The organism is Neorhizobium petrolearium (genome assembly GCF_017873175.1).
Taxonomy (GTDB): Bacteria; Pseudomonadota; Alphaproteobacteria; order Rhizobiales; family Rhizobiaceae; genus Neorhizobium; species Neorhizobium petrolearium.
This window is the reverse complement of the sequence record NZ_JAGGJW010000006.1, coordinates 356730-383542: the sequence shown is the minus strand read 5'-3', so window position 1 is coordinate 383542 and position 26813 is coordinate 356730. Positions and strand designations below refer to the sequence as shown.

General features: G+C 60.2%; 27 protein-coding genes and 4 pseudogenes. 19 read left to right on the top strand and 12 right to left on the bottom strand.

Features of this window, described 5'->3' with window-relative positions:
• The coding region (locus J2046_RS14365; protein ID WP_210052794.1) for a transposase at positions 1-216 on the top strand (216 nt) is incomplete at its 5' end.
• Positions 217-352: 136 nt separating this feature from the next.
• Here the strand turns inward: J2046_RS14365 and J2046_RS14360 are convergent.
• On the bottom strand, positions 353-856 hold the full coding sequence (locus J2046_RS14360; RefSeq protein WP_210052793.1) for a hypothetical protein: 504 nt from the start codon (positions 854-856) through the stop codon (positions 353-355).
• A gap of 759 nt (positions 857-1615) precedes the next feature.
• Here J2046_RS14360 and J2046_RS14355 point away from each other — a divergent pair.
• Positions 1616-1737, top strand: a pseudogene (locus tag J2046_RS14355) (IS630 family transposase); the annotation flags it as partial.
• On the top strand, positions 1723-1998 hold the full coding sequence (locus J2046_RS14350) for a hypothetical protein (RefSeq protein WP_210052831.1): 276 nt from the start codon (positions 1723-1725) through the stop codon (positions 1996-1998). The pseudogene J2046_RS14355 and the gene J2046_RS14350, both read left to right, overlap by 15 nt.
• Before the next feature lie 62 nt (positions 1999-2060).
• On the opposite strand, the gene J2046_RS14345 is transcribed toward J2046_RS14350, so the two are convergent.
• Positions 2061-2207 (bottom strand): hypothetical protein, encoded by a 147-nt coding sequence (locus J2046_RS14345; RefSeq protein WP_210052791.1) that lies wholly within the window; start codon positions 2205-2207, stop codon positions 2061-2063.
• A gap of 92 nt (positions 2208-2299) precedes the next feature.
• On the opposite strand from J2046_RS14345, the gene J2046_RS14340 reads away from it, so the two are divergent.
• Together J2046_RS14340 and J2046_RS34335 are read left to right on the top strand one after the other, a co-directional pair.
• The gene (locus J2046_RS14340; RefSeq protein WP_210052789.1) at positions 2300-2845 is read left to right on the top strand and encodes a DUF1643 domain-containing protein; all 546 of its coding nucleotides are present in this window, start codon (positions 2300-2302) and stop codon (positions 2843-2845) included.
• A 295-nt stretch (positions 2846-3140) separates the two neighbouring features.
• Positions 3141-3437 (top strand): DUF982 domain-containing protein, encoded by a 297-nt coding sequence (locus J2046_RS34335; RefSeq protein WP_411828498.1) that lies wholly within the window; start codon positions 3141-3143, stop codon positions 3435-3437.
• 97 nt (positions 3438-3534) lie between these two features.
• Here the strand turns inward: J2046_RS34335 and wrbA are convergent, their stop codons facing one another.
• Entirely contained in the window at positions 3535-4134 is a 600-nt protein-coding gene (gene wrbA, locus J2046_RS14330; protein ID WP_210052785.1) for an NAD(P)H:quinone oxidoreductase type IV, read from the bottom strand.
• 249 nt (positions 4135-4383) lie between these two features.
• Here wrbA and J2046_RS14325 point away from each other — a divergent pair, with 249 nt between their 5' ends.
• The 3 genes from J2046_RS14325 to J2046_RS14315 all read left to right on the top strand — a co-directional run bounded on the left by J2046_RS14325 (position 4384) and on the right by J2046_RS14315 (position 7874).
• On the top strand, positions 4384-5169 hold the full coding sequence (locus tag J2046_RS14325) for a competence/damage-inducible protein A (protein ID WP_210052783.1): 786 nt from the start codon (positions 4384-4386) through the stop codon (positions 5167-5169).
• 103 nt (positions 5170-5272) lie between these two features.
• Positions 5273-6115, top strand: coding sequence for a universal stress protein (locus J2046_RS14320; RefSeq protein WP_210052781.1), 843 nt, complete (start codon positions 5273-5275; stop codon positions 6113-6115).
• A gap of 436 nt (positions 6116-6551) precedes the next feature.
• On the top strand, positions 6552-7874 hold the full coding sequence (locus J2046_RS14315) for a multidrug effflux MFS transporter (RefSeq protein ID WP_233469754.1): 1323 nt from the start codon (positions 6552-6554) through the stop codon (positions 7872-7874).
• A gap of 43 nt (positions 7875-7917) precedes the next feature.
• Here the strand turns inward: J2046_RS14315 and J2046_RS34330 are convergent, their stop codons facing one another.
• Together J2046_RS34330 and J2046_RS14305 are read right to left on the bottom strand one after the other, a co-directional pair.
• On the bottom strand, positions 7918-8115 hold the full coding sequence (locus J2046_RS34330; protein WP_210052779.1) for a DUF1127 domain-containing protein: 198 nt from the start codon (positions 8113-8115) through the stop codon (positions 7918-7920).
• On the bottom strand, positions 8112-9131 hold the full coding sequence (locus tag J2046_RS14305; RefSeq protein WP_210052777.1) for a permease: 1020 nt from the start codon (positions 9129-9131) through the stop codon (positions 8112-8114). The genes J2046_RS34330 and J2046_RS14305 overlap by 4 nt, the downstream gene beginning before the upstream one ends.
• A gap of 72 nt (positions 9132-9203) precedes the next feature.
• Here J2046_RS14305 and J2046_RS14300 point away from each other — a divergent pair, with 72 nt between their 5' ends.
• The 5 genes and pseudogenes from J2046_RS14300 to J2046_RS33850 form a co-directional block, all read left to right on the top strand.
• Positions 9204-10088, top strand: a complete 885-nt coding sequence (locus tag J2046_RS14300; protein ID WP_210052775.1) for a LysR substrate-binding domain-containing protein — start codon at positions 9204-9206, stop codon at positions 10086-10088.
• Between the two features lie 217 nt (positions 10089-10305).
• Positions 10306-10673, top strand: a pseudogene (locus tag J2046_RS14295) (transposase); the annotation flags it as partial.
• A 339-nt stretch (positions 10674-11012) separates the two neighbouring features.
• Positions 11013-12248: an MFS transporter gene (locus J2046_RS14290; protein WP_210052773.1), complete on the top strand. Its 1236-nt coding sequence runs from the start codon at positions 11013-11015 to the stop codon at positions 12246-12248.
• Positions 12249-12387: 139 nt separating this feature from the next.
• A pseudogene (locus J2046_RS14285) lies at positions 12388-12686 on the top strand (phosphotransferase enzyme family protein); the annotation flags it as partial.
• Between the two features lie 40 nt (positions 12687-12726).
• A pseudogene (locus J2046_RS33850) lies at positions 12727-13096 on the top strand (TSUP family transporter); the annotation flags it as partial.
• Between the two features lie 159 nt (positions 13097-13255).
• On the opposite strand, the gene J2046_RS14275 reads toward J2046_RS33850, so the two are convergent.
• Both J2046_RS14275 and J2046_RS14270 read right to left on the bottom strand, forming a co-directional pair.
• Entirely contained in the window at positions 13256-13597 is a 342-nt protein-coding gene (locus tag J2046_RS14275) for a chaperone modulator CbpM (RefSeq protein WP_210052771.1), read from the bottom strand.
• Entirely contained in the window at positions 13594-14517 is a 924-nt protein-coding gene (locus J2046_RS14270; protein WP_210052769.1) for a DnaJ C-terminal domain-containing protein, read from the bottom strand. The genes J2046_RS14275 and J2046_RS14270 overlap by 4 nt, the downstream gene beginning before the upstream one ends.
• Positions 14518-14637: 120 nt before the next feature.
• On the opposite strand from J2046_RS14270, the gene J2046_RS14265 reads away from it, so the two are divergent.
• Positions 14638-14952 (top strand): hypothetical protein, encoded by a 315-nt coding sequence (locus tag J2046_RS14265; RefSeq protein ID WP_210052767.1) that lies wholly within the window; start codon positions 14638-14640, stop codon positions 14950-14952.
• Between the two features lie 148 nt (positions 14953-15100).
• Here the strand turns inward: J2046_RS14265 and J2046_RS14260 are convergent, their stop codons facing one another.
• The 3 genes from J2046_RS14260 to J2046_RS14250 are packed head-to-tail and all read right to left on the bottom strand — an operon-like array spanning position 15101 to position 18226.
• Entirely contained in the window at positions 15101-15832 is a 732-nt protein-coding gene (locus J2046_RS14260; RefSeq protein ID WP_210052765.1) for an ABC transporter ATP-binding protein, read from the bottom strand.
• A gap of 4 nt (positions 15833-15836) precedes the next feature.
• Positions 15837-16982, bottom strand: coding sequence for an ABC transporter permease (locus J2046_RS14255; RefSeq protein WP_210052763.1), 1146 nt, complete (start codon positions 16980-16982; stop codon positions 15837-15839).
• The gene (locus tag J2046_RS14250) at positions 16979-18226 is read right to left on the bottom strand and encodes an efflux RND transporter periplasmic adaptor subunit (protein WP_210052761.1); all 1248 of its coding nucleotides are present in this window, start codon (positions 18224-18226) and stop codon (positions 16979-16981) included. Before J2046_RS14250 ends, J2046_RS14255 begins: the two co-directional genes overlap by 4 nt.
• A gap of 246 nt (positions 18227-18472) precedes the next feature.
• Here J2046_RS14250 and J2046_RS14245 point away from each other — a divergent pair, with 246 nt between their 5' ends.
• The gene (locus J2046_RS14245) at positions 18473-18637 is read left to right on the top strand and encodes a thioredoxin family protein (protein WP_233469753.1); all 165 of its coding nucleotides are present in this window, start codon (positions 18473-18475) and stop codon (positions 18635-18637) included.
• Between the two features lie 7 nt (positions 18638-18644).
• Positions 18645-19055: an OsmC family protein gene (locus J2046_RS14240; protein WP_210052758.1), complete on the top strand. Its 411-nt coding sequence runs from the start codon at positions 18645-18647 to the stop codon at positions 19053-19055.
• 239 nt (positions 19056-19294) lie between these two features.
• Here the strand turns inward: J2046_RS14240 and J2046_RS14235 are convergent, their stop codons facing one another.
• Both J2046_RS14235 and J2046_RS14230 read right to left on the bottom strand, forming a co-directional pair.
• Complete coding sequence (locus tag J2046_RS14235; RefSeq protein WP_210052756.1) at positions 19295-22408, bottom strand: multidrug efflux RND transporter permease subunit; 3114 nt, start codon at positions 22406-22408, stop codon at positions 19295-19297.
• A gap of 10 nt (positions 22409-22418) precedes the next feature.
• Positions 22419-23585 carry an efflux RND transporter periplasmic adaptor subunit gene (locus J2046_RS14230; protein ID WP_210052755.1) on the bottom strand — a complete coding sequence of 389 codons (1167 nt, stop codon included), beginning with the start codon at positions 23583-23585 and terminating at the stop codon, positions 22419-22421.
• A 165-nt stretch (positions 23586-23750) separates the two neighbouring features.
• Between J2046_RS14230 and J2046_RS14225 the strand changes: the two genes are divergently transcribed.
• The 3 genes from J2046_RS14225 to J2046_RS14215 all read left to right on the top strand — a co-directional run bounded on the left by J2046_RS14225 (position 23751) and on the right by J2046_RS14215 (position 26253).
• A complete protein-coding gene (locus tag J2046_RS14225) occupies positions 23751-24440 on the top strand; it encodes a response regulator (RefSeq protein ID WP_210052753.1) in 690 nt (229 codons plus the stop codon).
• Positions 24437-25498, top strand: a complete 1062-nt coding sequence (locus tag J2046_RS14220) for an ATP-binding protein (RefSeq protein ID WP_210052752.1) — start codon at positions 24437-24439, stop codon at positions 25496-25498. The genes J2046_RS14225 and J2046_RS14220 overlap by 4 nt, the downstream gene beginning before the upstream one ends.
• A 233-nt stretch (positions 25499-25731) precedes the next feature.
• Positions 25732-26253, top strand: a complete 522-nt coding sequence (locus J2046_RS14215; RefSeq protein ID WP_210052750.1) for a GNAT family N-acetyltransferase — start codon at positions 25732-25734, stop codon at positions 26251-26253.
• The last annotated feature ends 560 nt before the right edge of the window (positions 26254-26813 follow it).

Below are 26813 nucleotides of genomic sequence, written 5' to 3'. Positions count from 1 at the left end.
ATCATCTACACCACGAATGCGATTGAAGCGCTGAACTCCAAGCTGAGGCGGGCCGTACGCACCCGCGGACACTTCCCCAGTGACGAAGCGGCAATCAAGCTGCTATATCTGGTGCTCAATCACGCGGCCGAGCAATGGAAACGGCCGCCGCGAGAGTGGTTCGAGGCCAAGACGCAATTCGCCGTCGCATTCGGCGAAAGGTTCGTCAGCAACTGACGGAAACGGGCCTCAGGCACAAAAAATCCGACAGTCCCCACGCGCGTGGCGAAGTGATCTCTCCGCAGATCCCCGTTGATGAACCGCAGCGATCCGGAAGCCCCGCTTGAGCTCCACTCGGCGAGGCTTTTCTTCCTTAGCTCCGCCGCAGATCAAGCTCGGTAGTGACAATCGACCTCCCCGATGACGGGTCCTTATCGATCGTCCGGATGCGAAGCCTGTCGGCGCCAACTTTCTCGATCGTCATCCTTGCGGCCCGGTCACCGTAGATCTCGTTCGCCCAGGTCACATCAAGATCGATCGTATCGCCGGCCCGGCTCCCCGCCAGGGAAGACGGCTTACCCGAGACGCCGACATACGTTCCTGAATACGATCCACCGCCCGCCTTCACCTTCGCCCTGAACGCGCGTGTCACAACGACCATGGCTCGGCAACTGCCGTCCATGGAAAAGCTCTCCGCTTCCGCTGCGGACTGCATGCGGCAGGAGACGTTGACGTTGTCCCCGCCGAGCTTCGTCAGGACCTTTCCGCCACCGGTCCACTGTCCCTCGATCGACTTGAGAAAATCCTCTTCGGACGCGAACGCTCCGGAGGAAAGCAATGATGCCGCTATCAAAGCAGCAAAAGGCAAAACGCGCATCGATCTCATCCTTTTGTTGTTGAAGCAGAACCGATGTCTTCGGTGCTTTGTTCCGACTGACATCCCACCCTTCCAATTACCCGCCGCTCCGGTCGCTTCGGCGAGCTTTTCTTTTCTAGCATTGCGATTGACCCGCGAAAACCATACCTAGAGGTCATGGCGGCACCCTATGGAAAAACAGCGGAATTGCTATGGCTTGGATAATTGGCGCTGTGGCCGTCATCACGACGTTCTGGTTTTCCCGCAAGGCCGGGGCCGTCGTACTCGGCATACTCGCAGCCATTTATGTCGGGCTGTTTTTCACCGCTGAGCGGGGAGACCATCAGGTACAATCGAACCGACCCGTCTCAATCGTGGCCGGCCCCGACCCACAGCGATGCCCGGACCCAAGCACTCCTGTCGCCGTCACGTTCACAAACACTACAGATAGAACTTTGCAGGAGATATCCTTCAGCCTCATTGCCAGGCAGAGCGGACATAGCTCGACAATCTACAGGGCTTATCATCGGAGCGATAAGATCGTTGCGCCTGGCGAAAGCTTCTCGACCTGCTACGGGCTAAATCCTCTCTCTTTTTCCAATCGTACGATCCAATACAATGCTCGCGAACTGGATTGGTTCGCGGAAATCTCCCTTACGCGATTTGTGAGCCAGTGATCGCGGAAATCCCGTAGCACTCCCCCTCCAATTACTCCCCTCGGAAGCCAACAGGGTGCATCTCCCGCCTAACTGGTTGATATTCGCTATAGTAGTGGTCGCATGGGCGCGCCGCGGCACGCGTCCTATTCAACCCGCCGACCAGCGCTATGAAAGTGCGTATCTGTTCGGCGCCATCTGTCCGCGCGGGGAACGGGAGCGGCACTGGCTATGCCCTTCGCCGACACCCTCGATACAAACTCCAAGGACAACAGCCTCGAGAACTGCGCCGCAGTTTGCATCAAGTGCCACAAGATCAAGACTGCCAAGCACGACATCCCGACCGCCGCGAAGACGGTTCGCCAGCAGGCCAAGGCGCGTAACATCAAGACTTCTCACGCCAATCCAATCCGCGGCGCCGGCTTCCCTAAATCAGAAAAAGCAGCCTATCGGCAGCCGAAACTGTCCCTGCCATACAGGCCGCTCTATCGCGAGGGCCAGCAATGATTCCCTTTTTCCATAGTCTGGGCATTTCCTCCGGGCGGGGCCTTACCCAGCCGAGACTTCAATCAGCGTTTCGCTGGTTTCCCCTCTTGGGGCTCAGTCGATGCATCAACGGCCGCGTCGTCACCTGGGTGGTTTTTGTCCTTGCCGGGATTTTGATACGGCTGTTGCTCAGGCTTCGTCTTTTCGTCATCTTTTGGAGTGTTCGGCATTTGCGCGCTCCTTGTCGCGGATCGCGACGATCACTCAACCCGCCAGTCTATAGTTCGTTCCTTATGCTTGCTACCACGGAGAGATCGGTAGAATGAGCGACCTCCTCATGAAACGCCGCGTCGTCTTCTCGGAATGCGGCCTTTACCGATACCTGCTTGAGCACGATTTCGGCGGCACCGGTCCGGTGATCTCACTTGGGATGGTCAATCCGTCCAAAGCTGACGGCGAGAAAAACGATCCGACCATGACCAAGATCGACGGCTTCGCGATGCGCATGGGCGCCAGCAAGGTTCTGGTTTGGAACCTATGCGCTCTCATCAACAAGGATGTGAAGGCGCTAGCTATCGCTGCTGACCCAATCGGGCCGGAGAACGACGCATACATCGCGAAGGCAATCAAGGGCGCCGACATCCACATTGTAGCGTGGGGGCCTTTATCAAAGCTTCCGAAGCCATTGCGCACAAGGTGGCATGCGGTGGTGGACGTTTTGAACGAGGCTGGCGCCAAGCCGATGTGCTGGGGAACCGCGCTCTATGGGCAGCCGCGTCATCCGCTAATGCTTGCCTATGCCACTCCTCTCGTACCTTGGGATGCGCCATTTCCCATCCGTCGCCTGGCAGAGCAGGAGGGGACGTGAATGGCTAGATGGACCGGGCCGGAAAGCAAATGGTCTGGCGGTCTCGCTCATTGGGTTGCGGGCGATCGGGCTTTTAAGTCCCTTGCGTCTACCAGTTTCGCCACGTCCGCAGCGGGGAATTTCAATATCTTCGGATGGCGGCAAATGGAAGGGATGCGTAACGGGAAAAGTTCGTGCAACCGGTTCGCCGGCAGAAGATTGGTTCTGTCGACTTTGGAGTAGCCCTGCCTACGTCTTTTTGGTTAAGCAGGGTCAATTGCCGCGCAACATCAGAGACCTCTAAAATGCCTACTCGATGAGTGGGGTTATGTGGGGGTTAATTTTGACTGAGATTATTCCGGTAGCCTTCTCGGCTCGCTGGAGCATGCCTGTGTGCTTCGTTCAAAAGCAGCAAGTGAAGCGGATATCAGGCCCCGCGGACGCCATCCGGCATATGCGGGACTGCTTCATGGACAAATCCGGGCCGTCTTACTCGCGAGCGGTTGATATATGTCTGGCCGCCCTTCGGCGGGAAACGGACCCCGATATAGCAAGGGTCTTCTTCCTCGCAGCCTATGAGGACCAGCTGGCCAGGGCTCAAAAAGGTCATTAGGAGATGTCCTCCTTTAGCCGCCTGGACTTCATGGACCGGTCGCATGGAAAAGCGCGACGATCGCTCGCCGCGCTTTTCTTCAAGGTCCTATGACCGTTCAGGCCGCGAGCTTGGCGGCCAGCCTGGCGACATGCGCGCCCTGATATTTCGCGCCTTCCAGCTCGATTTCCGAAGGCTGGCGGGAGCCGTCCCCGTTGGTGATGGTCGAGGCGCCGTAGGGAGAGCCGCCCTTCACCTCTTCTGTGCCCATCTGGCCGGCAAAGGCGTAAGGCAGGCCGACGACCGCCATGCCCTGATGGAGGAAAGTCGGGATGAAGCCGAGAATGGTCGATTCCTGGCCGCCATGCTGGGTGGCGGACGAGGTGAAGACCGAGCCGAGCTTGCCGACCAGCTTGCCCTGCGCCCACAGGCCGCCGGTCTGGTCCCAGAAATTGCGCATCTGCGAGGCGACTGTGCCGAAACGCGTGCCGGCGCCGACGATGATCGCGTCATAGTCTGCAAGCTCATCGACGGTGGCGATCGGGGCTTCCTGATCAAGCTTGTAGTATGAGGCCTTCGCGACCTCTTCCGGAACCAGTTCGGGAACGCGCTTGACCGTCACGTCGACGCCTGCCGACTTCGCGCCTTCGGCGACTGCATAGGCCATCTTCTCGATATGGCCGTAGGCGGAATAATAAAGGACGAGAACCTTCGCCATGATCTTCTCCAATTTGTCTTTCGGTCTGAACAAGGCCGTATCCCGGCCGTAACCGGACCGACATGTAACGCGTTCCCTCGGCCGGGACAGCCCCTGCCCGGTCAACGCACCGTTCAGCATCCGGAGACGACTTTTCGCTTGCCGATCACAAATCCGTAACGAACATCGTTTCTGCATCCGTCACGACGAAAATCGCTTCTGCCTCGAAAAGATTGGGCTTAGGAGTGGTCGCCTCATGGAGGAATATTCATGCCTGAAGCGTCGCAATCCCCTTCGATCATCACCGCCGCCATGCTTGCCATCGGCGACGAACTCCTGTCCGGCCGCACCAAGGACAAAAATATCGGCCATCTCGCCGATCTGCTGACGCTCTCCGGCATCGACCTCAAGGAAGTGCGCATCGTTGCCGACGAGGAGGATGCCATCGTCGAGGCGTTGAATGCACTGCGCTTGCGCTACGACTACGTCTTCACCTCCGGCGGCATCGGCCCGACCCATGACGACATCACCGCAGATGCCGTCTCGAGAGCTTTCGGCGTGCCCTGCATCTATGATCCCGATGCGATGAAACTGCTTGCCGACATGTACAAGCGCCGCGAGATGGAATTCACGGATGCCCGGCAGCGCATGGCCCGCATGCCGGAGGGTGCCAGGCACATTCCGAACCCGGTCTCGACAGCGCCCGGTTTCATCATCGGCAATGTCCATGTGATGGCCGGCGTGCCGCAGGTTTTCCAGGCCATGGTCGACAATGTCCTGCCGACCCTCCGCTTGGGCGCGAAAATGCTGTCGCGGGCACTCCCCTGCCCCTATGGCGAGGGCGATATCGGCACGCTGCTCGCCGAGGTCCAAAAGGCGCATCCGCAGACCAGCATCGGCTCCTATCCGAAATATGACGGGCAGCGGTTTTCGACCGAGATCGTCGTGCGCGCCCGCGATCCGGAGATCCTGGATGCAGCAGCTGAGGCCGTTGCGGAAATGATCGCCGGCATCGACCGGGCGAAGACCCCGACCAACCCCACCGCGGACGCGTGAGCCCGTTTGTCGCGCTGCGGTTCTTCTTGACCAGTGTCAAAGTGCGACCCACGTTATTGTCTGAGACTGGCAGTCAGTTTCAGCGCCGTCAGGAGACATCGCCATGGCCTACAAAACCATTCTTGCCGTTCTCGATACCCCGCAGAATGCCACGCAGATCACCGATTTTGGCATCGCGCTTGCCGAACAGTTCTCCGCCCATCTGATCGGGGTCCATGCCGAAACGCTGGCCGCGGTGCCGCTGATCGCGCCGATGGAAATTCCAGATCCCGCCGCCGTGCAGGTGCTGCAGGAAGTGGCGCAGAAGGAAACCGCCGAGGTCGAACGCATTTTCAGGGAGCGGACCGCCAAAGAAGGGCTGTCGACGGAATGCCGCAGCTTCATCTCCTCGGCCGGCTACGGCTCCGTCTCGGTCATGGAAACCGTGCGCAGTTCCGACCTGATCGTCGCCAGCCAGAGCGACCCCGCGCACGCCGACCACCGCGCCGACCTTGAGACCTTTCTCTTCGAAAGCGGACGGCCGATGCTGCTCGTCCCCTATACGATGAAGACGCCGCAGCCGATCAGGCGGGTGCTGGTCGCCTGGAACGGATCGCGCGAGGCGACGCGCGCCACCTTCGATTCGCTGCCCTTCCTGAAGGCTGCGGAAGCGGTCGAAATCCTTCTGATCGACCCGCCGGAACGCAATGACCAGACGCCGGAACTGGCCGGAACGGAAATTGCCGCGACGCTTGCCCGGCATGGCGTCAAGGTGACACTGACGACGCAGGAGACCAGCGGCGGGCTTCCCGCGGCGGCAGCGATCGAAAACCGGCTTGCCGACAACAGCATCGATCTCCTCGTTATGGGCGGCTACGGCCATTCACGCTGGTGGGAAATGCTGTTCGGCGGCGTCACCCGCAGCCTGCTCGATTCGATGACGGCGCTGACGCTGCTTTCGCGCTGATCCGTCGCGCAGCCCGCCGGCCTCTGGACCACGGGGCCGGCGTCTGCATACATAGATTGCGAAAACGCACAGCAAATGTCAGCACGCCTAGCCCGCGATGGCAGGTTTGCGGCCATGCACGAACCCGCTTTACGGGAGTGTCGCCTGGCGCTGAGGTGGCGTCGTATTCATAGCCTTTGAGCAAGCCGAGGCTGCAATCCGGCCATGGAGTTCCCTTCAACGAGAGGAACTTGCATGGTCCCCTCCTCGATTGATGTCGCTCGACCGGACCATCCGCTTGACTTCCTAAAAGTCATCAGTCTGCTATCCCAGAGGCCACATCCGAAATGCGCCAAACAGCAGCCGTTGGACGCACGGCGCACTTTCACATGGGGGCCGCTAATGGCCCCGAAAGTCATGATTGCTCTCGGGACTTCAGAATAAGCTAGTTCCGCCAATGGGAAAGAGGGCGTGCAAAATTCAGCAGTTGCACGAAACAAAATTGCAAGGTCCTTTTGGGAAAACTGGTACAGGTCGAGACTATTCCTTTCAGTGTACACGGCCTATGACATCCTCTATCAGTTTTCGCGAACGCATCGCCCTCTATGCCCTTCTGACCGCCCTGACCTCCGTCAGCATCGACGCGCTCTTGCCCGGGTTACGCCAGATCGGCGAAGAGCTTGGTGTCACACCGCCGCTATCCACGCAGCACGTCATATCGCTCTTCATATTCGGTATGGCGTTCGGTGAACTGCTGTTGGGGCCATTGTCCGATGCGATGGGGCGCAAGAAAGCGCTCGTGCTCGGCCTCGGAGTTTATGCGGTAGGAACTATGACTGCCATGCTGGCGGGATCGCTCGAAATGGTGGTCTTGGGCCGGTTCCTTCAAGGTGTGGGCGTGTCCGGCCCGAAGATCGCAACGCGCGCCATGATCCGCGATCAGTTCGAGGGCGATGCGATGGCTCGCGTCATGTCCTTGATGTTCACGCTCTTCATTCTCGTGCCGATGCTGGCCCCCGCCTTGGCACAGGGTGTAATCTCTCTCGCTGGGTGGCGCAGCGTCTTCGGCATCTATCTCGTGATGGCGGTGCTGCTCGGCCTATGGCTGGTGATGAGACAACCGGAAACATTGCCCGCCGACAAACGGATAGCTTTCCGTCCGAAATTGCTGCTCCGGAATGGCCGACGCATCCTATCGAAGCGCCGTGTAGCCTTGCTGATCATTGCGACCGGCATCGTGTTCGGGGCGCAACTCCTCTATCTCAGCACGGCGGCCGATTTGTTTTTTGACGCCTATGGAATCAAGGAAACCTTCCCCTTCTATTTTGCAGTATTGGCCACGGGAATAGGACTTGCTTCATTTCTCAATGCAAGGCTCGTGCAGCGGTTCGGGATGGATGCCATGGCGCGTGCCGCCTTCATGGGACTGGCATCGGTCGGTTTTCTGATGCTGCTGACATCTATGCTTTGGGACGGTCGCCTGCCTCTTGTCGCCTTGATGGGGTTCGCGTTCTCGGCCTTCTTTGCCATCGGGATCCTGTTCGGCAATCTCAATGCCATGGCAATGCGCTCCCTCGGCCAGGTTGCGGGCTTGGGCGCATCGCTGATCGCGTCGGGATCGAGCTTAATCGCCACCGTGTACGCCGTCGTCACAGGAAACTTCTACGACGGCACGACCGTAAATTTGGCAGCAGGCTTCTTTATCTCGGGCGTCGGTTCGCTCATTCTAGCGGAACTGGCGATACGGAGTGACGCCTCGCCAGTCGAAGCGGTCCGATAATCAGAAGCAAAACACGCCGGAGCGCACCACGCCGAATGACGATCTAGTCGGGGTTGTCGCTCGATCTCGTTTGATGCTCGCAGCGTCTGTCCAGTTCGCTCGCCTGTTCGCGGGTTATCCCGAGGTCGTCAAGCAGATGGTCGTCGAGTCTGGATAGCGGCCGATTTCCTTGCGCGCTGCGCCGCCCGCAAAGCTTGCGCCCGAGCGCCGCCAAAGCGGTTTTGGACAGGCCGCCGTTCACGGCAGCAGCGCCCAAATTCCGTCGAAGGCATATCCGATCGCCAGCGAGCCGATCACAGCAAGCGTCACGAACAGAGCTATGGTCGCGGGCCTGAGAACCGCCACTACGGCCATGACACCCCAAATGCTGACCGCGCCACCGGCGACAAGGAACGCCATCGCGGCACCCGGCGACATGCCAAGGTTAAGCAACCCGCGAACTAGGGGCAGCGCCGCATAGCCGTCGAGATACATCGGCGCACCAACCAGCACCGCGAGCGGGATCGCGTAGATGGAATCTTCGCCTACATAGGTGGCCAGCATGTGCGGCGGCAGGAGATCGCGCAGCAAAAATTCCGCCGCAAAGGCGAAGGTGAGGCATAGGGCGATCAGCCTCGCCATAGACAGAAGTTCCGCGCGAAAGACGCGCATCCGAGCCGGCTCCTGCCAGATACGGAACGAGAAATCAGCCGGGGCGCAGATGCCGCACTCGCTGCCAGCCGCGATCCGTGATGCACGAAGCGGACGCTGCACCATGCTTGTGCCCGTCAGCGCTGCCGTTCCCGCTCCCGCGATTATCCCGAGCACGAAGGCTGCGACCATCTTTCCGATGGCGAAAGCAGGGCCGAGGATAACCCATGTAACAGCAAACATTGCAGGGTCGGTGACGGGCGACGAAAGCCACAACGCCATTATAGGCGCAAGCGGCACACCCGCTGCTAGAAGCCCCGTCATCAGCGGAAGCACGGTCACGCCGCAGACTGGCGTTATGGAGCCGATCGTGGACGCGATTACGATCGTTGAGGCAGGCCGCCCCTGGAACCATTTTGCCGTGACGGCCCCTGCTCCGCTTGCTGCGACCCACGCCGACACAACAAGCCCGATCGCAATCGTCGGCGCGACGTCAATGAAGCTCTCCAGCACGAACTGCAATGTCTCCTGGGCTTTCACCGGCCAAGAGATGGCCACGGCGATCGTGCCGATGGCGGCCGTCGCGCGAATGACTGGCTTTTGCAGATTCGCAAGCGCAATGTTCATGACCACCATCCTGTTGAAGGCAGTCTAGGACGTGCGCTTCCATTGATGAAACGAATAGTTTAAATATCGGATATGAGACAGAGCGATACCTTATCTCCCCAACTCGACAGCGATCTGCTGCGGAGTTTCCTGGCGGTCGCCAGGGCCGGTAGCGTCAGCGGCGGCGCGGCGCGTCTATTCCGCACGCAATCGGCCGTCAGCCTTCAGCTGCAAAAGCTCGAGGAGATTGTTGCGCAGCAATTGTTCGATCGGCATGGACGCGGCGTTTCCCTCACGGCACGTGGCGAACAATTGCTGCCGATCGCGCGTCAGGTTGTCGAAACTCTCGACCAGGCGGTCGTGGCCATGCGGGGGCCGGACGAGAAGGGCGAAATCCGCCTCGGCATTCCCGAAGAATACAGCGACACCCTACTCCCCTCGATTTTGTCCGGATTCTCGCAAGAACAACCTGGTGCTCGCATCCTCTTGCGGTGCGGCGCGAGCGTGGAGTTTCCCGCCGCTCTCGCGGCAGGCGATCTAGATATTGCGCTTCACACGCCCGAAAATGTCGCGGCTGATGACACTGTGGTTCACCGTGAAGCCGCCATTTGGGCCGGATCGGCTTTTCATGAGGTCGAACACCGGCACCCGCTGCCCGTAGCCCTGTTCGATCGGGCGTGCTGGTGGCGTGAACGCTGCGTCGATCTGCTGCAAAAAGCGGGAGTGGGTTATGAGATCGTCTGCACCAGCGAAAGTGTGGCCGGCGTTCGGGCCGCTATCTCGGCCGGCATCGCCGTCGGTGTCCTGCCGCAAAGCGCGTTCACCAATCGTGTCAGGCAGATACGAGATACTGCCCTTCCACAACTTGGGGAAACCGCACTCGTCCTGACGCGTTCGGCCGTTGCGCCGGTTCGCGTTGCAGACAATCTGGCCGCGATTATTGTAAGAGCGGTTCGCGCGCTTGAAACCACAGTCTAATTTGCCGCAACAGAACAACCTTGGTCAGCCGGCCACATTCGCAAAAATCCCCTAACCCGCGACAACTTTTGCGACAAACTCAAGTGACGTAGCGGGTCTTACGCAGACAGTCTTAAAATGCTGAGGGGCGATTCCTGAAGCCGATCGTACCGTTGAAAAACTCGCGTTGTCGGCGCCATGATGTCGTGATTCAATCGTCGCATTGATTTGCGGAGGATTGAGCGATGATGGGGTGTGTGAGATAGCTCTGGCCCAGCTCTTCTACGACCTCTGCTTTGATGATCATGTTCCTGCCGATCACCTGTTGCGCGGGATCGACCGCCACCTTCAACTCGACCGCGTACGGGCGCAGTTGAAGCCTTTCTACAACACCACTGGCCGTCCCTCGTTGATCACGAACTGATCCGGATGCTGATCATCGGTTAATCCATGGGTATCCGCTCTGAACCGCGACTGTGCGAGGAGGTGCATCTCAACCTGGCCTATCGCTGGTTCTGCCGCCTTGGACTGGACGGCAAGGGCCTCGATCACTCCAGCTTTTCGAAGAACCGCCCCGGCCGGTTCCGGCAGCGCGACATCCTGCAGATGGCGCGTTTGCGGCTTCGGGGACCGTGTGAAGCGTGAGACGAATTCTTCCTTGCAAGCAACCGCACAAAACCTCAGGAGGCCGACCAAGCTCAGGCCACCACATGGGGTCATTGCCCCATGAGAGCTGAACAAATCGATACCTCGCGCTGAGGCGCGGGGCGGAGTGGCATACCTACTCCGCCCAATTGACAGAAACGAGCGGACGTACAGCCAATTCTGGGATTTTTTCAACGGTATCCGCCACTAGCGGACAAACGCGAACACTTCGATCATGGCCGAAGCTTGGCTCCCTGGAAGCTGCAATAAGGGCCAATCACCACCATTGGAGCCCATGTCATGACATCTCTACCTACATCCAACACCGCACCATTTTTCGGCTGGTACGTGGTCGCTGCGACCTTCGTTCTGGCAATATTCGGCTGGGGTGTCGGTTTTTATGGGCCACCTATTTATCTGCAGATGGTGGTCCAGCGAACGGGATGGTCCGTCGCGCTCGTCTCGACTGCCGTAACGCTGCATTTTCTTGTCGGCGCGGCAGTCGTTGCAAACCTTCCTCGACTTTATCGGTTTACGGGCGTTCCGGTTCTAACCGTCACCGGAGCTGTCCTTCTCGCCATCGGTGTCGTCGGTTGGTCCGTAGCCGATCAGCCGTGGCACCTATTTGCAGCCGCTCTCCTGAGCGGAACGGGCTGGGTTGCGATGGGCGCTGCGGCGGTGAATGCCATTATCGCTCCCTGGTTTATCCGGAGCCGCCCGGCAGCACTATCCATGGCATACAACGGAGCGAGTGTGGGTGGCATAATTTTCTCACCCTTGTGGGTCATGCTCATTGCTTCGAGCGGGTTTGCACAGGCAGCCATCATCGTTGGTATCTCTATGATCACCACCGTGGCCGCCTTGTCTGTTCTGGCATTTTCCAAATCTCCTGATGTCCTGGGGCAATCTCCGGACGGAGCACAGTCAGATCAAGTGGTACGACTGACGGCTCCGTCGCTCGCTACGCCCGTGCCAAGCGGTTCGCTGTGGCGCGACCGCCGCTTCATAACGCTGGCAGCGGGTATGGCTGCCGGGTTGTTTGCGCAGATCGGACTGCTGGCTCATCTGTTTTCGATCATGGTCCCGGTCTTCGGATCACAGGCAGCGGGCCTGCTGATGGGAGGTGCTACCGTTTCGGCAATCGTTGGCCGCACCGGCATCGGTTGGCTGATGCCGCCTTCGGCGGACCGCCGTCTGATCGCGTCCGCAAGCTATGGCGTTCAGATCATCGGCTCCCTAATGCTTTTGGCGACGGATGCAGAGAACGCAGCTACGATGGTTGTCGGCGTCCTGCTTTTCGGCCTCGGCATTGGCAACGCGACGTCGCTCCCGCCTCTGATCGCACAGTTGGAATTCGACAAAGCCGACGTCTCCCGCGTGGTGCCGCTGATCGTGGCTCTGAGCCAAGCGACGTATGCCCTCGCACCCGCGCTGTTCGGCATCGCCAGGACAGTCTCTGACTCCGCCGTGTTTATACTGGCGGCGGCGATCCAGTTTCTTGCGGTGACAGCCTTCCTATACGGACGGAATAAATGACTGGTTTGGGCCGACTGCCGTCCTGGCAGGATCGCGCCAGGAGCCGTCATTGCGGCAGGGACAGAACACTGCGTTTTGCGAACTCACGAAATTGGCCGCAATCCGAGGACGGCCCTTGAGACTACGACGGGACAAGATCATGCTCGACTTCGATCCGCTGTATTCCACGTCGAAGATCGAGTCGATCAACGCGTTTATCAATGAGCATTATTCCCTCGGAGGACCGGTTTCTGCAGATTACTTCAACACGGGTTGAACGATGTTTATCTCTCTACCGTAAGCGGTCGCGAGCGTTATGTTTTCCGACCTTCACACCACCGCGCGCGCGGGCCAGCGGACGTCAAAAGTGAGACGGCATTCCTCAACCATCTTTCGGAGACCGGGGTTCCGGTCGCTGCGCCTCTGCCTACCCGCGACGGCACATTCTTCCTGCAGGGGGGGCGCCGGAGCTCGATTGCGAGCTTTCTGTACTGGCGGCGGCGCGGCGAAGGTCGTCGCGGGCATCGAAGCGGGCTTCGCAATCGGCATTGTCGCCTCGCTGCTCGGCGTGGCGGGAGGCGAGTTGCTCATCCCGACCCTCATGCTGCTGTTCAGCGCTGATATCAAACGGGCGAGTCTTTCACTGGCGGTGAGCCTGCCCACCATGCTGATAGGGCTCGCGCGATATAGCCAGCACCAGTTTTTCGACCATCCGCCGCAATGGCAGGTTTGTACTGTTCATGCCGGAAGGCTCGACTGTCGGCGCGTTCCTCGGTGGCCAGCTCCTCAGGATTGTTCCGAGCTTTGTGCCCCTGCCGCTCCTCGCCATCACCCTGCTGCTCTCGGCGGTCAAGGTCTGGCGGCGTCAAGAAACGAGACGCAACGCTCTCTGTGTGGAGCTTATGTGCCGGATTTGGGCCAGTGGCCGCTGGCCATCAAGCCCGAGCCTATTGGTGGGTACCGGCTGGTTTCGTTGAAGATCAAGAGGGCGGTCGCGTGGAATGATAAATTTTAGCCGATAATAGGTTCTAAGTCCCCCCGTCGGTCCCGCTGCCCGCATCGATTGCCGCTAGGATTGCTGTCTGCACGGCCTTGTCCTGCGCCGCCACGGCAGCCGTCAATTTCAACAGGCGCCGTCGGGTCTGGTAGAGCTGATCGACCAGAGACAGCAAAACCGGCAGTGCCTCCGCGCCGATCTCCAGTTCATAATGCAGGGTACAGATCAGGCGGATACGTGCGCATTCCATCTCCGAAAAGACCGGAGTACCGTCCTCATCCTGTGGCGAGATCAGCGCGTCGCGGATCCAGGCGTCGAGATCGCTTTGCTGAAGCGCATCTATCTGCTCGACAATTTCGTCTACGCGGATCATTTCAGCATCTCCTTGCGCGGCTCGTCCGCGGTCTTCGGCTGCCAGGTCTCTAGAAACGCAGCCAATTCTGGCTCTTCGTCGGCGGGCAGAACGACTTTCAAGGTGATCAACTGGTGCCCGCGCTTGCCGGTCTTGCTGTCGAAGACTCCCTTGTCGCGCAGTCGCAGCGTCTGGCCGGTGTTTGCGCCTTTCGGAATCGTCATTGCGACCGGGCCACTGATCGTCGGCACGTTGATGCGCGCGCCCAGTACGGCTTCCTTCAGCGTGATTGGTACCTCCACATGGATATTGTCGTCCTTGCGGTGGAAAAACGCATGCGGCTCGACATGCAGCTCGACAAAAGCGTCACCTGCCGGCCCGCCGCCGAAGCCGGGCATGCCCTGGCCTTTCAACCGCAACATCTGCCGGTCTTCCGCCCCCTCCGGAATCGACACATTCAGCGTCTTGCCCTCCGGCAATGTAATGGTGCGAATGCCCCCATTGGCGGCATCCATGAAGCTGACAGGCAGCACATAGCTCACATCCTGCCCCCGCGCCCGGAACGGGCCCTGCGACCGTCGCGTCCCGGCCCCGGCGCCAAACGCGCGAGCCAGGAAATCCTCCAGATCCTCGTTGCTGGCGAAGCCATCCTGTGCAGCGTGCGAGGCGTAAGCAGGTCCATCGGCAAAATCTCGGTAGTACCGCTGTTGGGGCTTCTCCGCGCCGCTGGCGTCGATCTCGCCCGCATCGAACCGCCGACGCTTTTCCTTGTCTTTCAGCAGGTCGTTTGCCGCCGAGATGGCCTTGAACCGCGCCTCGGCCGTCCTGTCATCCGGATTCAGGTCAGGGTGATATTTGCGCGCCAGCCTCTTGAACGCGTCCTTTATCTCCTTGTCGGTCGCGGTGCGGGCCACGCCGAGGATCTCATAAGGGTCGGTCATGCTTTGATCCCATCTCATGCGCATCTTGATCGGCGAAAGGACCTATCAGGGGCCGAATTGCCCGATTGGCTCGCCTGAATCCTGTCCGTCGAAACCTATTCAGAGCGGCGGCGAGACGCAATGGACACGGCAATTATCTGCGCTTCACCTCGCCAGGCGAGGCCCGGCCGCGCCCTATCGCTCGATCATCGTTTTGCCGCCCTGGAAATACAAATAGAAGAGCGCCTTCACAAAGCCGGCTGGCCTGAGGAAGGGAAAATCCCATCTTCTGCGGCGGCAGGAATGATTTCATCGGTGGCGCGGGAGCCGACGCTCAAGGCGCGCTCTGGCCGATCTGCCTGTGAGCTTGAGCCCATTGCGCAGGCCGCAATCATTGCCGCGACGGTTCTCAACTCCGTATCAAGAAGGTTTTCCACACACAGCATTGTGGGTTGAGAGTATCCGAAACACATCCGGTAGGGACGTATCGATCTGCGTCTGCGCGAGGATGCTCCCAGTTCCGAAACGTCTTGTCGCTGCGGGTTCCACGGGATGTGGCAACAAGCGGCGAATCCGCCGGCTCACGGCAGCGACAAAGCGAGTATCAGTGGTCAACTCCCGCTGGAGCGCGCGAAAGCTCGTCGGTTTCCAGGCGACCGTCGCGCAGCCGGTAAATATGGTCGAAGCGGTCGAGGATCATCTCGTCGTGCGTGACGACGATAATAGCCGCGCTCTGGTCGATCGCGATCCGCCGTAACAAATCCATCACGATGCGGGCGCGGGCGGAATCAAGCGGCGCGGTCGGTTCGTCGGCGAGGATGATGCGCGGCCGATTGGCGAGCGCGCGAGCAATGGCCACCCGCTGGGCTTCACCGCCGGACAGTTGCGCGGGCATTGCGTGCTTGCGATGGCCGACCTCAAGATAATCGAGCAATTCAACAGCATGCTTATGGGCTGCCGCGGCGCCTAGTCCCGCAAGGTGGAGCACCACGGCGACATTGTCGGTGGCGTCGAGGAACGGCAGCAGATTGGGATACTGGAAAATGAAGCCGATCTTGTCGAGCCGCAACCGGCGCAGGTCTGCCTTGAGCCAATGGTCATCATAGACGGCTTCGCCGTCGAGCGTGAGCCGGCCGCCGCTTGGCTCCAGAATGCAGGCCATGCAGTTCAGCAGCGTGGTCTTGCCCGAACCGCTCGGCCCCATGAGACCGACGACCTGGCCGGAAGGGACCTCCATGTTGATATCGATCAGCGCGTCGACCCGCGCACTCCCTGCGCCGAAATGCTTGGAGAGATGTTCGACCCTCACGACCGCTTGTCTGCCTGGTTCGGTCATGATCTTACCCTGCCGCCGAGAGTGCTTCCGCCGGGTCCACCTTGAGCGCGAGCCGGATGCCCAGGGTGCTCGCGGCAAGGCAGACCACGATCGTGATCGCGAACACGGCCATAACGCTCTCTGGATCGAATACCAGCCGCCGCGGGAAAAAGGGCCTGAAAATAAAGACAAGCGCGAGCCCAGCGACGTAGCCGGTGATCCCCAACGAAAGGGATTGCTGAACGATAAGGCCGATGATGGTGCGATCAGGCGCTCCGACAAATTTGAGTGTGGCGATCGAGCGCACCTTGTCCATAGTCATCGTATAGATGATCAGCGCGATGATGACGGCCGACACGATGATCAGCAGAACCATGATCAGAAGCTGCTGCTTACGCGCCTTTTCGATCACGAACTTGCTCAGCAAAGTCTCCTGCTGGACCTGCGTGAGGGCCGTCAGGTGCTTCCACCGCGAGAGCGCCGCCGCTGTCTCGGCGACCGGAACATAGGGTGACACCTTGGCTATGACAGCATTGATCTGGTCGTTGGTCTCCATGGATCCCCCGCGCGCCTGCTCGCGCCGCGAAGCCGGGGGTGCCAATTCGAACTGGAGCGCTTGTGCGTCACGCAAGGTAATGTAGGCGACGGGATCGCCGGAAGAAGTGACTTCGCTGCGCATCAGTCCGACAACGGAGAATTTGTGATCACGGGTCCCCAGCATGACTTCCTGGCCCAACTCAAGACCGGCGGAACGGTCGACGATCATTTCATAGTGGCCGCGCAAGATGTCGCGACCAGCCGAGAGCTGGCGCGGTCCGCCGGGCCTGCCTGGCTCGAAGCCGATGAGAAACAGGCGGTGCGGTGCGCCGTTCAGTTCAGTCTGGACCGATTGATATGTGACAGACCCGGCGCGCTGCACACCGTAGACCCGGCTCACCAGTTCCCTGGTGTCGCCCGGAATGCGCGACGATTCAGCGAATGGCCCATTGGTCCCGGCCTCGACCACCCAGAGATCCGCATTGGCCGCGCGGGCCTGCCGCAATGCGTCATCGATCAGGCCGCCATAAACGCCGGTCATCATGATGACGATACCCAACAGCAGGCTCAATCCGAAGTTGGTCAGGACGAAACGCAGGAGATTGTGTTTAATGTCCCGGTAGGCCAAGTTCATCGACTTGCCCCTTCGGCGACCTTTGCTGCACGGCCGACGCGCAGCCCGCTGCGCAACATCTTGAGAACGAGGGCGTGCTCCGGGACACCACCGGTGACCTCAAAACGCCCGTCGAGCAGCCGGTGTCCGAGTGTCACGTTGCGCTGCTCCAGGTATCCGTCCTCGATGGTCCATACGGTCCCTTGATTGCCGCCGAGCCCAGCGATGGCCGCCTCCGGGACCAATAGCGCCTGCGGAAGGCGGACGGTCGTGATGTGAGCCTCAGCCTGTTCGCCGAGATACAACTCGTCGGGCTGCATATCGAACGTGATCTCGACCCGCCGCTCCTCGTTGACCCGGTCGCTTTCCGGCTGGATACGCGCGACGTGGCCGGCGATACGCCTGCCAGGCTGAGATCGCAGCACGATCTCAGCGGGCTCGCCGACGGTGATCTCGCCGGCCTTGCTCTCGTCGACGTAAGCGAGCGCCCAAACGGTCTCTGGGTCGATCAGCGTGAACACCGGCTCACCCGCGCCGAGCGCGGAGCCGAGTTCCTTGAGGCGCGTGGTCACCATGGCATCGTAGGGCGCCGTGAGGGCGTAAAAGTCCAATATGGTTGATTGCAGTTGCTGTTGCGCTTTGGCGTCGCCAATATTGGCCTTGGCCACCAGGAGATCGCTTTGCGCCAGATTCACATCGGCCAAGGCTGCGTCCTGTGCCGCTTGTGCTGTCTGCGCCGCTTCAAGCGAGGTGGTATTGCCCTTTAGCAGCGATTGCCGGCGCTCGTTGATGCTCTTGGCATTCGCGTGGTTCACATGAGCCTTTTCGACGCTTGCAGTAGCTCTTTGAAGATTGGCTTCGGCCTGTTGGACCATCGCGTTTGCCCGAGCGACCTGTGCATTCTGCTCACGATCATCAAGACGGGCCAGAACCGCGCCCTTGGCAACGCGATCTCCGACATCGGCGCGCAAGTCGACCACTACGCCGGACACCTTGAAGCCAATCCTCGAAGTCACCCGCGCCTCGACCGTCCCGAGGCCGAAGACCTGCACGGGCACGTCTTGCTCGGTGCTCGCGACCTGAACCTCGATCGGGCGCAGGAGCATCGCCCATGCGCCGAAACCTGCGCCAATGGCTACGGCCAGCACGATAGCGAACGCGTAAACACGAGCCGATCGTCGCCGTGTCTTTCCGATGGCTTGGTCCTGTGCCCTTTCGATGACTGAAGGGGTCTCCTTCATGATCGGCTTTGGAACTTCAAGCATATACGTTCCCTGCGGTGGAGGTGGAGACAACTCATGCTATCTTTGCTGCGCCTTGGCCGCGGCATTCGCAATGATCTCGATCAAACTGCGGCTTCTGTTTGATTGGCAAGTGTGCGGAGGGGCGCATATGCCGTCGGCCTCCTGTTCAACATGCCGTTTCACTGAGACACACAAGGAATACGTATGATGAAGGACGTGAAGGTGCTCGGGTCCGGTTGCTAGTGCTGCGAGGCCGCGGAGGCGATGATGAAGGACGCCGCAGTCAAATTCGGCGTCGACGTTAAGGTCGAGAAGGCGATTGACCATGCCGAGATCGCGAAATTCGGCATCGCCTCGGCGCCTGGCATCGCCACAGACGGCAAGATTGTTTATACGGACTGCCGAAGGAAGCCGCCCTCAAGACGTGGCTGAGGGCATGATGCTGGAATATTCTATAGAAGCACGCCGCATCGACGCACACCGAAGCCTCACCACCACGAAACAAGCGGAAATTACGCTCGACACCGACGTGAGCGGCCGCTTGGACGCCTTCAACCCGGCCGAACTCTTCCTCGCAGCCTGCATGATCAAGGGCGTTGAACGGGTGACGCCGATGCTGAAGTTCGATTTGCGTGGCGTCGAGGTCAAGCTCCACGGCGTCCGACAGGACAGCCCGCCAAAGATGATCTCCATCGACTATGAAATCATCGTCGATACCGACGAGGAGGATCGTCGCCTCGATCTGCTGCACACCAATGTCCGCAAGTTCGGTAAGCGAGCTCTTGAAACTTACGTGAGAATCCAAGGTCCCCAGGCAAGCCATTTTTGGCATGTTTCCCGCGCTCAATAACTGTCATTTCCCACCTGATAAAAGTGACGTCTTTGCAGTTACTTGGCGCGATTTTAGCGTCACGAGCCATGTGACATACTCCAGATCTCAACGACGCCTGAAACTCTTAAAAAATCGGCTGGGGACCCTTGGGTCATGAACGGATGGGCGAGCGGGAGACCGTCCGCTTCCGTCGCTTGGGCGGTGAAAACGGACGCTGCCGGATCCAAGGGATGCTTACGTCGTCGCCCTCTGAAAGCCTAAGTATTTCGGCAAAGCGCCTGCGGCTCGATCTGGTGACGCGTCAGCCGGATGACAACGAGGTAGAAGACCGGAACGAACAGCACTGCGAGCACCGTGCCGGAAATCATTCCGCCAAACAGGCCGGTTCCGATCGCGTTCTGGGTTTCCGAGCTTGCACCCGATGCAATGACCAGGGGCACGACACCCAGCGTAAAGGCGAGCGAGGTCATGACGATGGGGCGCAGGCGCAAGCGTGCGGCTTCGACGACGGCGTCCACCAGCCCCAGACCGTCCATCTGGCGTTTGCGCGCGAACTCAACGATCAGCACGGCATTCTTGGCCGAAAGACCGATCAGGGTGATCAAGCCGACCTTGAAGAAGACATCGTTTTCAAGGCCGCGCAGATGCACCGCGATCACGGCACCGATCACGCCGAGCGGCACCACGAGCATGACCGAGAGCGGCACAGTCCAGCTTTCGTAGAGCGCGGCCAGAACCAGGAACACGACAAGGAAGGAAAAGGCCATCAGCATCGGCGCCTGGGCACCGGACTGCCGTTCCTGCAGCGATTGCCCCGTCCACTCGACGGCAAATCCCTTGGGAAGCTTCAGCGCTAGGCGTTCGATCTCGTCCATGGCCTTGCCACTCGATACGCCTCTGGCGGCGGAGCCGGAAAAGCTGATCGAGGGGTAGCCGTTGTAGCGCGTCACCTGCAGCGGGATGGTCGACCATTGCGTCGTGACGATCTCGGACAGGCGAACCATCTTGCCGGTATCGCTTCGCACATGCAGGTCGAGAATATCGTCGACCTGCATGCGACTTGCCGGCTCGGCCTGGACGATGACCTGCTGCAACCGCCCATTGCGCGGGAAATCATTGACATAGGTCGAGCCGACGGCCGCGCCCAGCGTGTCGCTGATGGTGGGATAGGCCACGCCGAGCGCACTGGCCTTCTGGCGGTCGACGGTCAGCGTGACGCTCGGACCGCTGGGAAGCCCGTCGACGCGGACGTCGCTGAGGAGCCGGCTCTGCGATGCGAGTTCTGTGAGCTGGGCGGCGACCGCTGCCAGCGCCTTTTCTCCATGATTGGCGCGATCCTGCAGTCTCAGCGAAAAACCCGAGGTGGTGCCGAGTTCATCGATGGCCGGCGGCTTCATGCTCATGATCTCGCCCTCGTTTGCGGCGGCCATGGCTTGCGTTGCCGCATTCACTTCGTCATCGACCGTTGTCGAGCGCTGGCCCCAGTCCTTCATGGTCGTGAACGACATGGCCGTGTTGGCACCGGAGCCGGAAAAGCCGAAGCCCATGATCGTCAGATTGTTGACGATATCCGGTCGCGTTTGCACATGCTTCTCATAGAGGTCGACCACGTCACGGGTGCGCTCTGCCGTTGCTTCTGCAGGCAGGGTGAAGGAGGTCATGAAGGAGCCCTGGTCTTCTTCCGGCACGAATGTGGTGGACAGCGCGACGTAGCCGTAGGCGACCGCCGCGACAATTGCGAGGTAGACGACGGCTGTCCGACCGGTCTTTTGCAACAGGCTCGAAACCCAGCCGACATAACGCTGCGTCAACCCGTCAAAGCCACGGTTGAACCAGCCGAAAATGCCCCTGCGCGGATGGTGGTCGTGACTGACCGGCTTCAGCAGCGTGGCGCAGAGAGCCGGCGTCAGGCTGAGGGCCAGGAAAGCGGAAAAGAGGATCGAAACGGCCATCGAGACCGTGAACTGACGGTAGATCGCGCCGACCGAACCCGACGCCAGCCCCATCGGAAGAAGGACGGCCGTCAGCACAAGGGTAATGCCGATAACGGCGCCCGTGATCTCGCTCATTGCCTTGCGGGTTGCATCCCGTGGGGACAGTCCCTCCGTTGCCATCAGCCGCTCGACATTTTCGACCACGACAATGGCATCGTCGACGATGATGCCGATGGCCAGAACCATTCCGAACATCGTCAGGACATTGATCGAATAGCCGATCGCCAGCATGACGGCGAAGGTGCCGAGCAATGCGATGGGCGCGACGATCGCCGGAATGAGCGTGTAGCGAATGTTCTGCAGGAAGAGCAGCATGATCAGGAAGACGAGCACCATGGCTTCGCCGAGCGTCTGTGCGACCTTCTGGATCGACACTTTGACGAAGGGCGCCGTGTCATAGGAAATCGCATACTCAAGGCCGACGGGCAGGGTGAGCGCAAGTTCCGCAAGCCGCGCCCGCACGCCGCCCGACGTGCTCACCGCATTGGCACCGGGCGTCATCTGAATGGCGGCAGCGGTCGCGGGCTTGCCACCATCGAGAATGGCAAACCCGGACGATTGGGATCCGACCTCGATCCGGGCGACCTCGCCGAGGGTCAGGCGCGAACCATCCGGGTTCGATCGCAAAATCACCTCTGCGAATTCGTCCACGGTCTGAAGCTGGCCCCTGATATTGAGCGGCACGGTGACCTTCTGACCGGAAATTGTCGGGGCATCGCCCAGCCGGCCGGGCGCCACCTGAAGGTTTTGCGACTGGATCGCCTGCGTCACCTCTTCCATGGAAATGGAATGGGCCACGAGGCGCGCCGGATCGACCCAGACGCGCATGGCCTCTTCCGAGCCGAAGGACTGGACGCGACCGACGCCGGCCACGCGCTTGAGTTCGGGCGCGATGTTGCGCACGAGATAGTCATCCAGCGCTATCTCGTTGAGGGTTCCATCCTTCGACTTCAGGGAGACAATCATCAGGAAGCCGGAGGAGGCGGATTCGACGGAAAGCCCGCTGCGGCGCACCTGCTCTGGCAGTCGCGGCTCGACGGCCTTCAACCTGTTCTGGATATCCACCTGGGCCAGTTGCGGGTCGGTCCCCGGCTTGAACGTCACCGTGACGGTGGTCGATCCCGAGGAATCAGCGGAGGAATCGAAATAGAGCACATTCTTGGCGCCCGAAATCTCGCGCTCGATCAGGCTTGTGACGCTGTCATTGATCGTCTGGGGCGTGGCGCCCGGATAACTCGCGAAGATCGATACGCTCGGCGGGGCAATTGTGGGAAAACGCGACACCGGCAACTGGGGAATGGCGATCAGTCCGGTGATCGCGATCATGATGGCGATGACCCAGGCAAAGACCGGCCGGTCGATAAAAAACTGCGGCATCATCCGCTCCTTAGCTTTGGGTCTGCGGGGAAGCCTGCATCGGCGAGGTCTCGATCGGCTTACCGCTCTCGACCCGCCCCTGGCCCAGCACAACGATGGTTTCACCGGCCGCAAGGCCAGACTTGACGAGATACTTGCCGTCGACCAGCGGTCCCAGCTCGACGCTCCGCTGCAGGCCGGTCTTTTCCGCCGTCACAATGGTGAGCTGCGGACTTCCGGCAGGATCGCGCGTCACGGCCTCCTGCGGCACCAGAAGCGCTCCGGAATAGACCTCCCGTGGCACCATGGCGCGGATGAACATGCCCGGAAGGAGCTGCTCTTCGGGGTTGGGGACGAGGATCCGGATGCCGAGGCTGCCCGTGGCGCCATCGACCGAGATGTCAGAGAACAGGATCCGCCCCGTCTTGCTGTAAGGCTTGCCGGCAATGGTCTTGATTTTGACCGGCAGTTCCTCCGGATTGTCCGTTCCGAGTCCAGTGGCCGTTTCGCGCAGGGCCTCCATGGTCATGGAGGATTGGCGGACATCGACATAGACCTGGTCGATCTGCTGGACCACGGCAAGCGCATTGGTTGCGGCGGAGGATGCAAGCCCGCCCTCGCTCATGAAGGATTGGCCGATCCGGCCTTTGATCGGACTGCGGATGGTCGCATAGGACAATTCAAGCTTTCTCCGTGCAAGATTGGCCCTGGCTTCCGCCGCACTCGCCTTGGCCTGGGCAAATGCTGCCGTGGCGTTGTTGAAAGCTTCCTCACTGGTGATTTTCTGCGCTGACAACAGCTTAGCGCGATCGAACTTCACCTTTGCATTCGCGAGTTCAGCTTCGGTGCGGGCGAGAACGGCGGAGGCCGCGTCGACGTCGGCTGCGAAGGGGGCCGGATCGATCTGGAACAACGGCGTATCGGCGTCGACGACGGCGCCTTCCTCGAACAGCTTCTTCTGGATGATGCCATTGACCTGCGCCCGGATCTCCGCCGTGCGCAACGCGCTGACCCGCCCCGGCAGTTCGTCATAGATCGTGACGGTCTGCGGCTGGACGGTCATGACGCTGACGCGAGCGGGCTGTGCGTCTGCAGGCGCATTGTCTTCCCTGGCGTCCGGTTGATCGCTGCAGGCGAGCAGCAGCAGCAATGGCAGGCAAAGCAGGCCAAATATCCAGAAACGCGCCAGGTATTTCATCGCAGTGACCATCCATGTCGCTTGAGTACAATCTTGATGGCGGTCCTCTAAAACCGGTACGTTGGCGCTTTGTGGAGGTTTTGTTGCGATTGCGTGGAGGCGCGGCGCGCCTACTCGACGCTACGGCGGTTCGATGCCATTGAAGGCGCAAGGAGCTTGATGACCATGGCAGAACTTGTTTTGATTGCCGAAGACGATGCGGAAATCGCCGGTATCCTTGAGGCATATTTTTCCCGTGAGGGGTTCAGGACGGTCCATGCCCGCGACGGGCAAGTGGCGCTGGATCTTCACCGCTCGTTGAAGCCAGATATCGTTCTGGCCGACATCACGATGCCACGACTGGATGGCTGGGAGCTTCTGGCCGAAATCCAGCGGCGAGGCCGAACGCCCGTCATCATGATCACGGCCCTGGATGAAGATGTCGACCGGCTGCAGGGACTGCGCATCGGCGCGGACGATTACATCGTCAAGCCTTTCAATCCGATCGAGGTAGTCGCACGTGCCAGGGCCGTGCTGCGTCGCGCTGGCCTCACCCAGGCAGGCGCGGTCATCCGCGTCGGAAACCTCACGATCGATCTGGACAGCTATCAGGTCAAGATCGAGAAGGACGGCGTTACGGTCCCCCTTTCGCTGACACTAACGGAATTCCGGCTCCTGGCCCACCTTGCCAGAACGCCCTCCAAGGTGTTTTCGCGCAGCGAACTCGTGGACGCCTGCCTTCCCGGTTCCGATGCGCTGGATCGGACGATCGACAGCCATTTGAGTAAGCTGCGCAAGAAGCTCGAACAGGCCGGCGGCGAAGGCATGCTGGCCAGCATTAGAGGCGTCGGCTATCGTCTGGCGGTCGATCCATGATCGTAAAGGGGCTCAGCCGGCAGATCCTCGTCGCCATGGCCTCCGTCACCGTGGCTGCGGGCCTTCTGGTCTTCTTCGGAACCTATCTCGCCTTCGCGATCCTGTTCTATTTCTCCCCATGGTCCGAAGACACCGACAACTGGCTGACCGGCTTGGACTTCATGATCCTGGCCGTCCTGATCTTCATCGCGCTGATCGTGGCGGCCATCGCATCAGTCAAGCTGGCGCGGCGCATTCTCGAGCCGCTGGAATCCCTGGCGACGAGCGCCCGGCGGATCAAGGACGGCGACCTCTCTGCCCGCGCCATCCCCGGCGATCATTCTCTCGGCGAAACCGCCCTTCTTGTCAGAGATTTCAACGCCATGGCGCAACGCCTTCAGGATATGGCTGCCGACATGACCTTATGGAACGCTACGATCGCCCATGAGCTGCGCACGCCCCTCACCATCCTGAAGGGGCACCTGCAAGGCATGATCGACGGCGTCTTCGAACCCGACGAAAAGTCCCTTCACGCTCTGGTCCTGCAGGTGGATTCGCTGGCTCGGCTTGTGGAGGACCTGCGGACGGTCACACTTGCCGACAGCGGTCACCTCGATCTCCGCCTTCAGCCCGTCCGGCTCAAGGATGAAATCCTGCGGCTGGCGGCGGTGCTCGATCAGGAGTTGAAGCAGGATGGCTTCGAACTGAGGCTCAATCTGAGCGACGCGGTGGTCCGAGTGGATGCCATGCGCATCCGGCAGGCGCTCCTCGCGCTGATCACCAATGCCCGTCGCTATGCCATGCACGGCGTCATCGAGATCAGCCTGCAGGCAGAAAACGACCGGGTGATCCTGCGGGTGGCCGACGAAGGACCGGGCCTTGACGCCGATATCGCCTCCTCAGCCTTCGAACCCTTCCGAAGGGGCTCGCGCTCAGGAGCTATGGAAAAGGGTGGAAATGGACTGGGGTTGTCCGTGGTGCGCGCCATCGTCGAGGCGCATGGCGGGAAGGTCCACTACACGCCTTCCAACAAAGGCGGTGCCATGTTCGAGATTTCGCTTGCACGTCGTGCCGCCTGATCCGCCGATCGGCAGGACCGGAACTGCGACCAGTCGCCCGGTGGCGCCGACATCGGCCCGTGGCTCCACACAGTCTCCACAGATCCTCCACACACTCTCAAACTCGACCTACTACCTTCCTGGGCGTCAATCGTGTCAATGCGCCGTCAGGACCGTGCGGTGGTGAGGCATCGTCGCCGGCCGCGATCCATCCACGGAAACCCTGGCGCCCCTGCAACAGTGTGAGAATAGTCATGACCAATCCCAGAGTGAGCCTGGCCATTGCCGATCCGAAAGATCTCTCGGACTTCAAACGGGAACTCCAGGGTGCGTTCGCGATCGCGGTCGTTGAAGAATACGGCGATCTGCCGGACGGCCCCATTCCCTCCGACGAGGATCTCGACACATCGATCAACGCACCGGGGGCCGTAGCCCTTCGTATTCTCCGCGATGGCAAGAAGGTCGGGGGCGCGGTGGTGACCATCAATGAAAAGACCCATCACAATACGCTCGACCTGTTTTTCCTCAAGGTCGGCGAGCATGGGCATGGCCTCGGCCACAAAGCCTGGCTTGCGATTGAGGCGCGCTATCCGCAGACGGTCATCTGGCAAACCCATACGCCGTATTTTGAGAAGAGAAACATCCACTTCTACGTCAACAAATGCGGCTTCAAGATCATTGCGTTCTTCAATGCCAAGCACCCGGACCACAACCATCCCGGCCCTAGCGATCTGCCGGGTGACGAGGGATTTTTGTTCGAAAAGGTCATGCGATAGGACGTATTCGGTGGGACGGACCTCGCGTGCCGCGAGGGTCCGCTTATCACCAATGGTTCCGCGAACGAGAACGACCGAAGTGGAGGCGCAAAGCTGTCGGGCGCTTAATGGCCGCCTCACCGCAAACTTCAGGTTCGAAAGCGGAAATTATTGCCGCTCGACCGCCCAGTTGACTGATGCCCAAAGCCAGGGCACAAAGGTGGCATCCACGATCGCTCGCGATGGGAAAACAGAGGAAAATTCAAGGCATTTTTGCTAAGCCATTGAGATCATGTGAGAATCCAGGTCTCCCAGGCAAGCCATTTTAGACCGATTCTCCGATCCAAATCGGCGACCATCTCTCGCACGAAAAAGCGACGTCTTCTCAAGAACTTGGGCAATCTCGGCCGCAGTTCTTTAGGCCATCCTTCGTGTTCGAAGACGGCTAGGAAAATTGGCTGGGGACCCTGTGCGCAATGAACACGTTCAGGGCCTTGTCCAACCTTACAGTTGGCGTCGATCAAAGACCGCCCCCTCTCCAAGAAAAGCGCCAATCATGCGTCGATGAGCCCTGACGCACG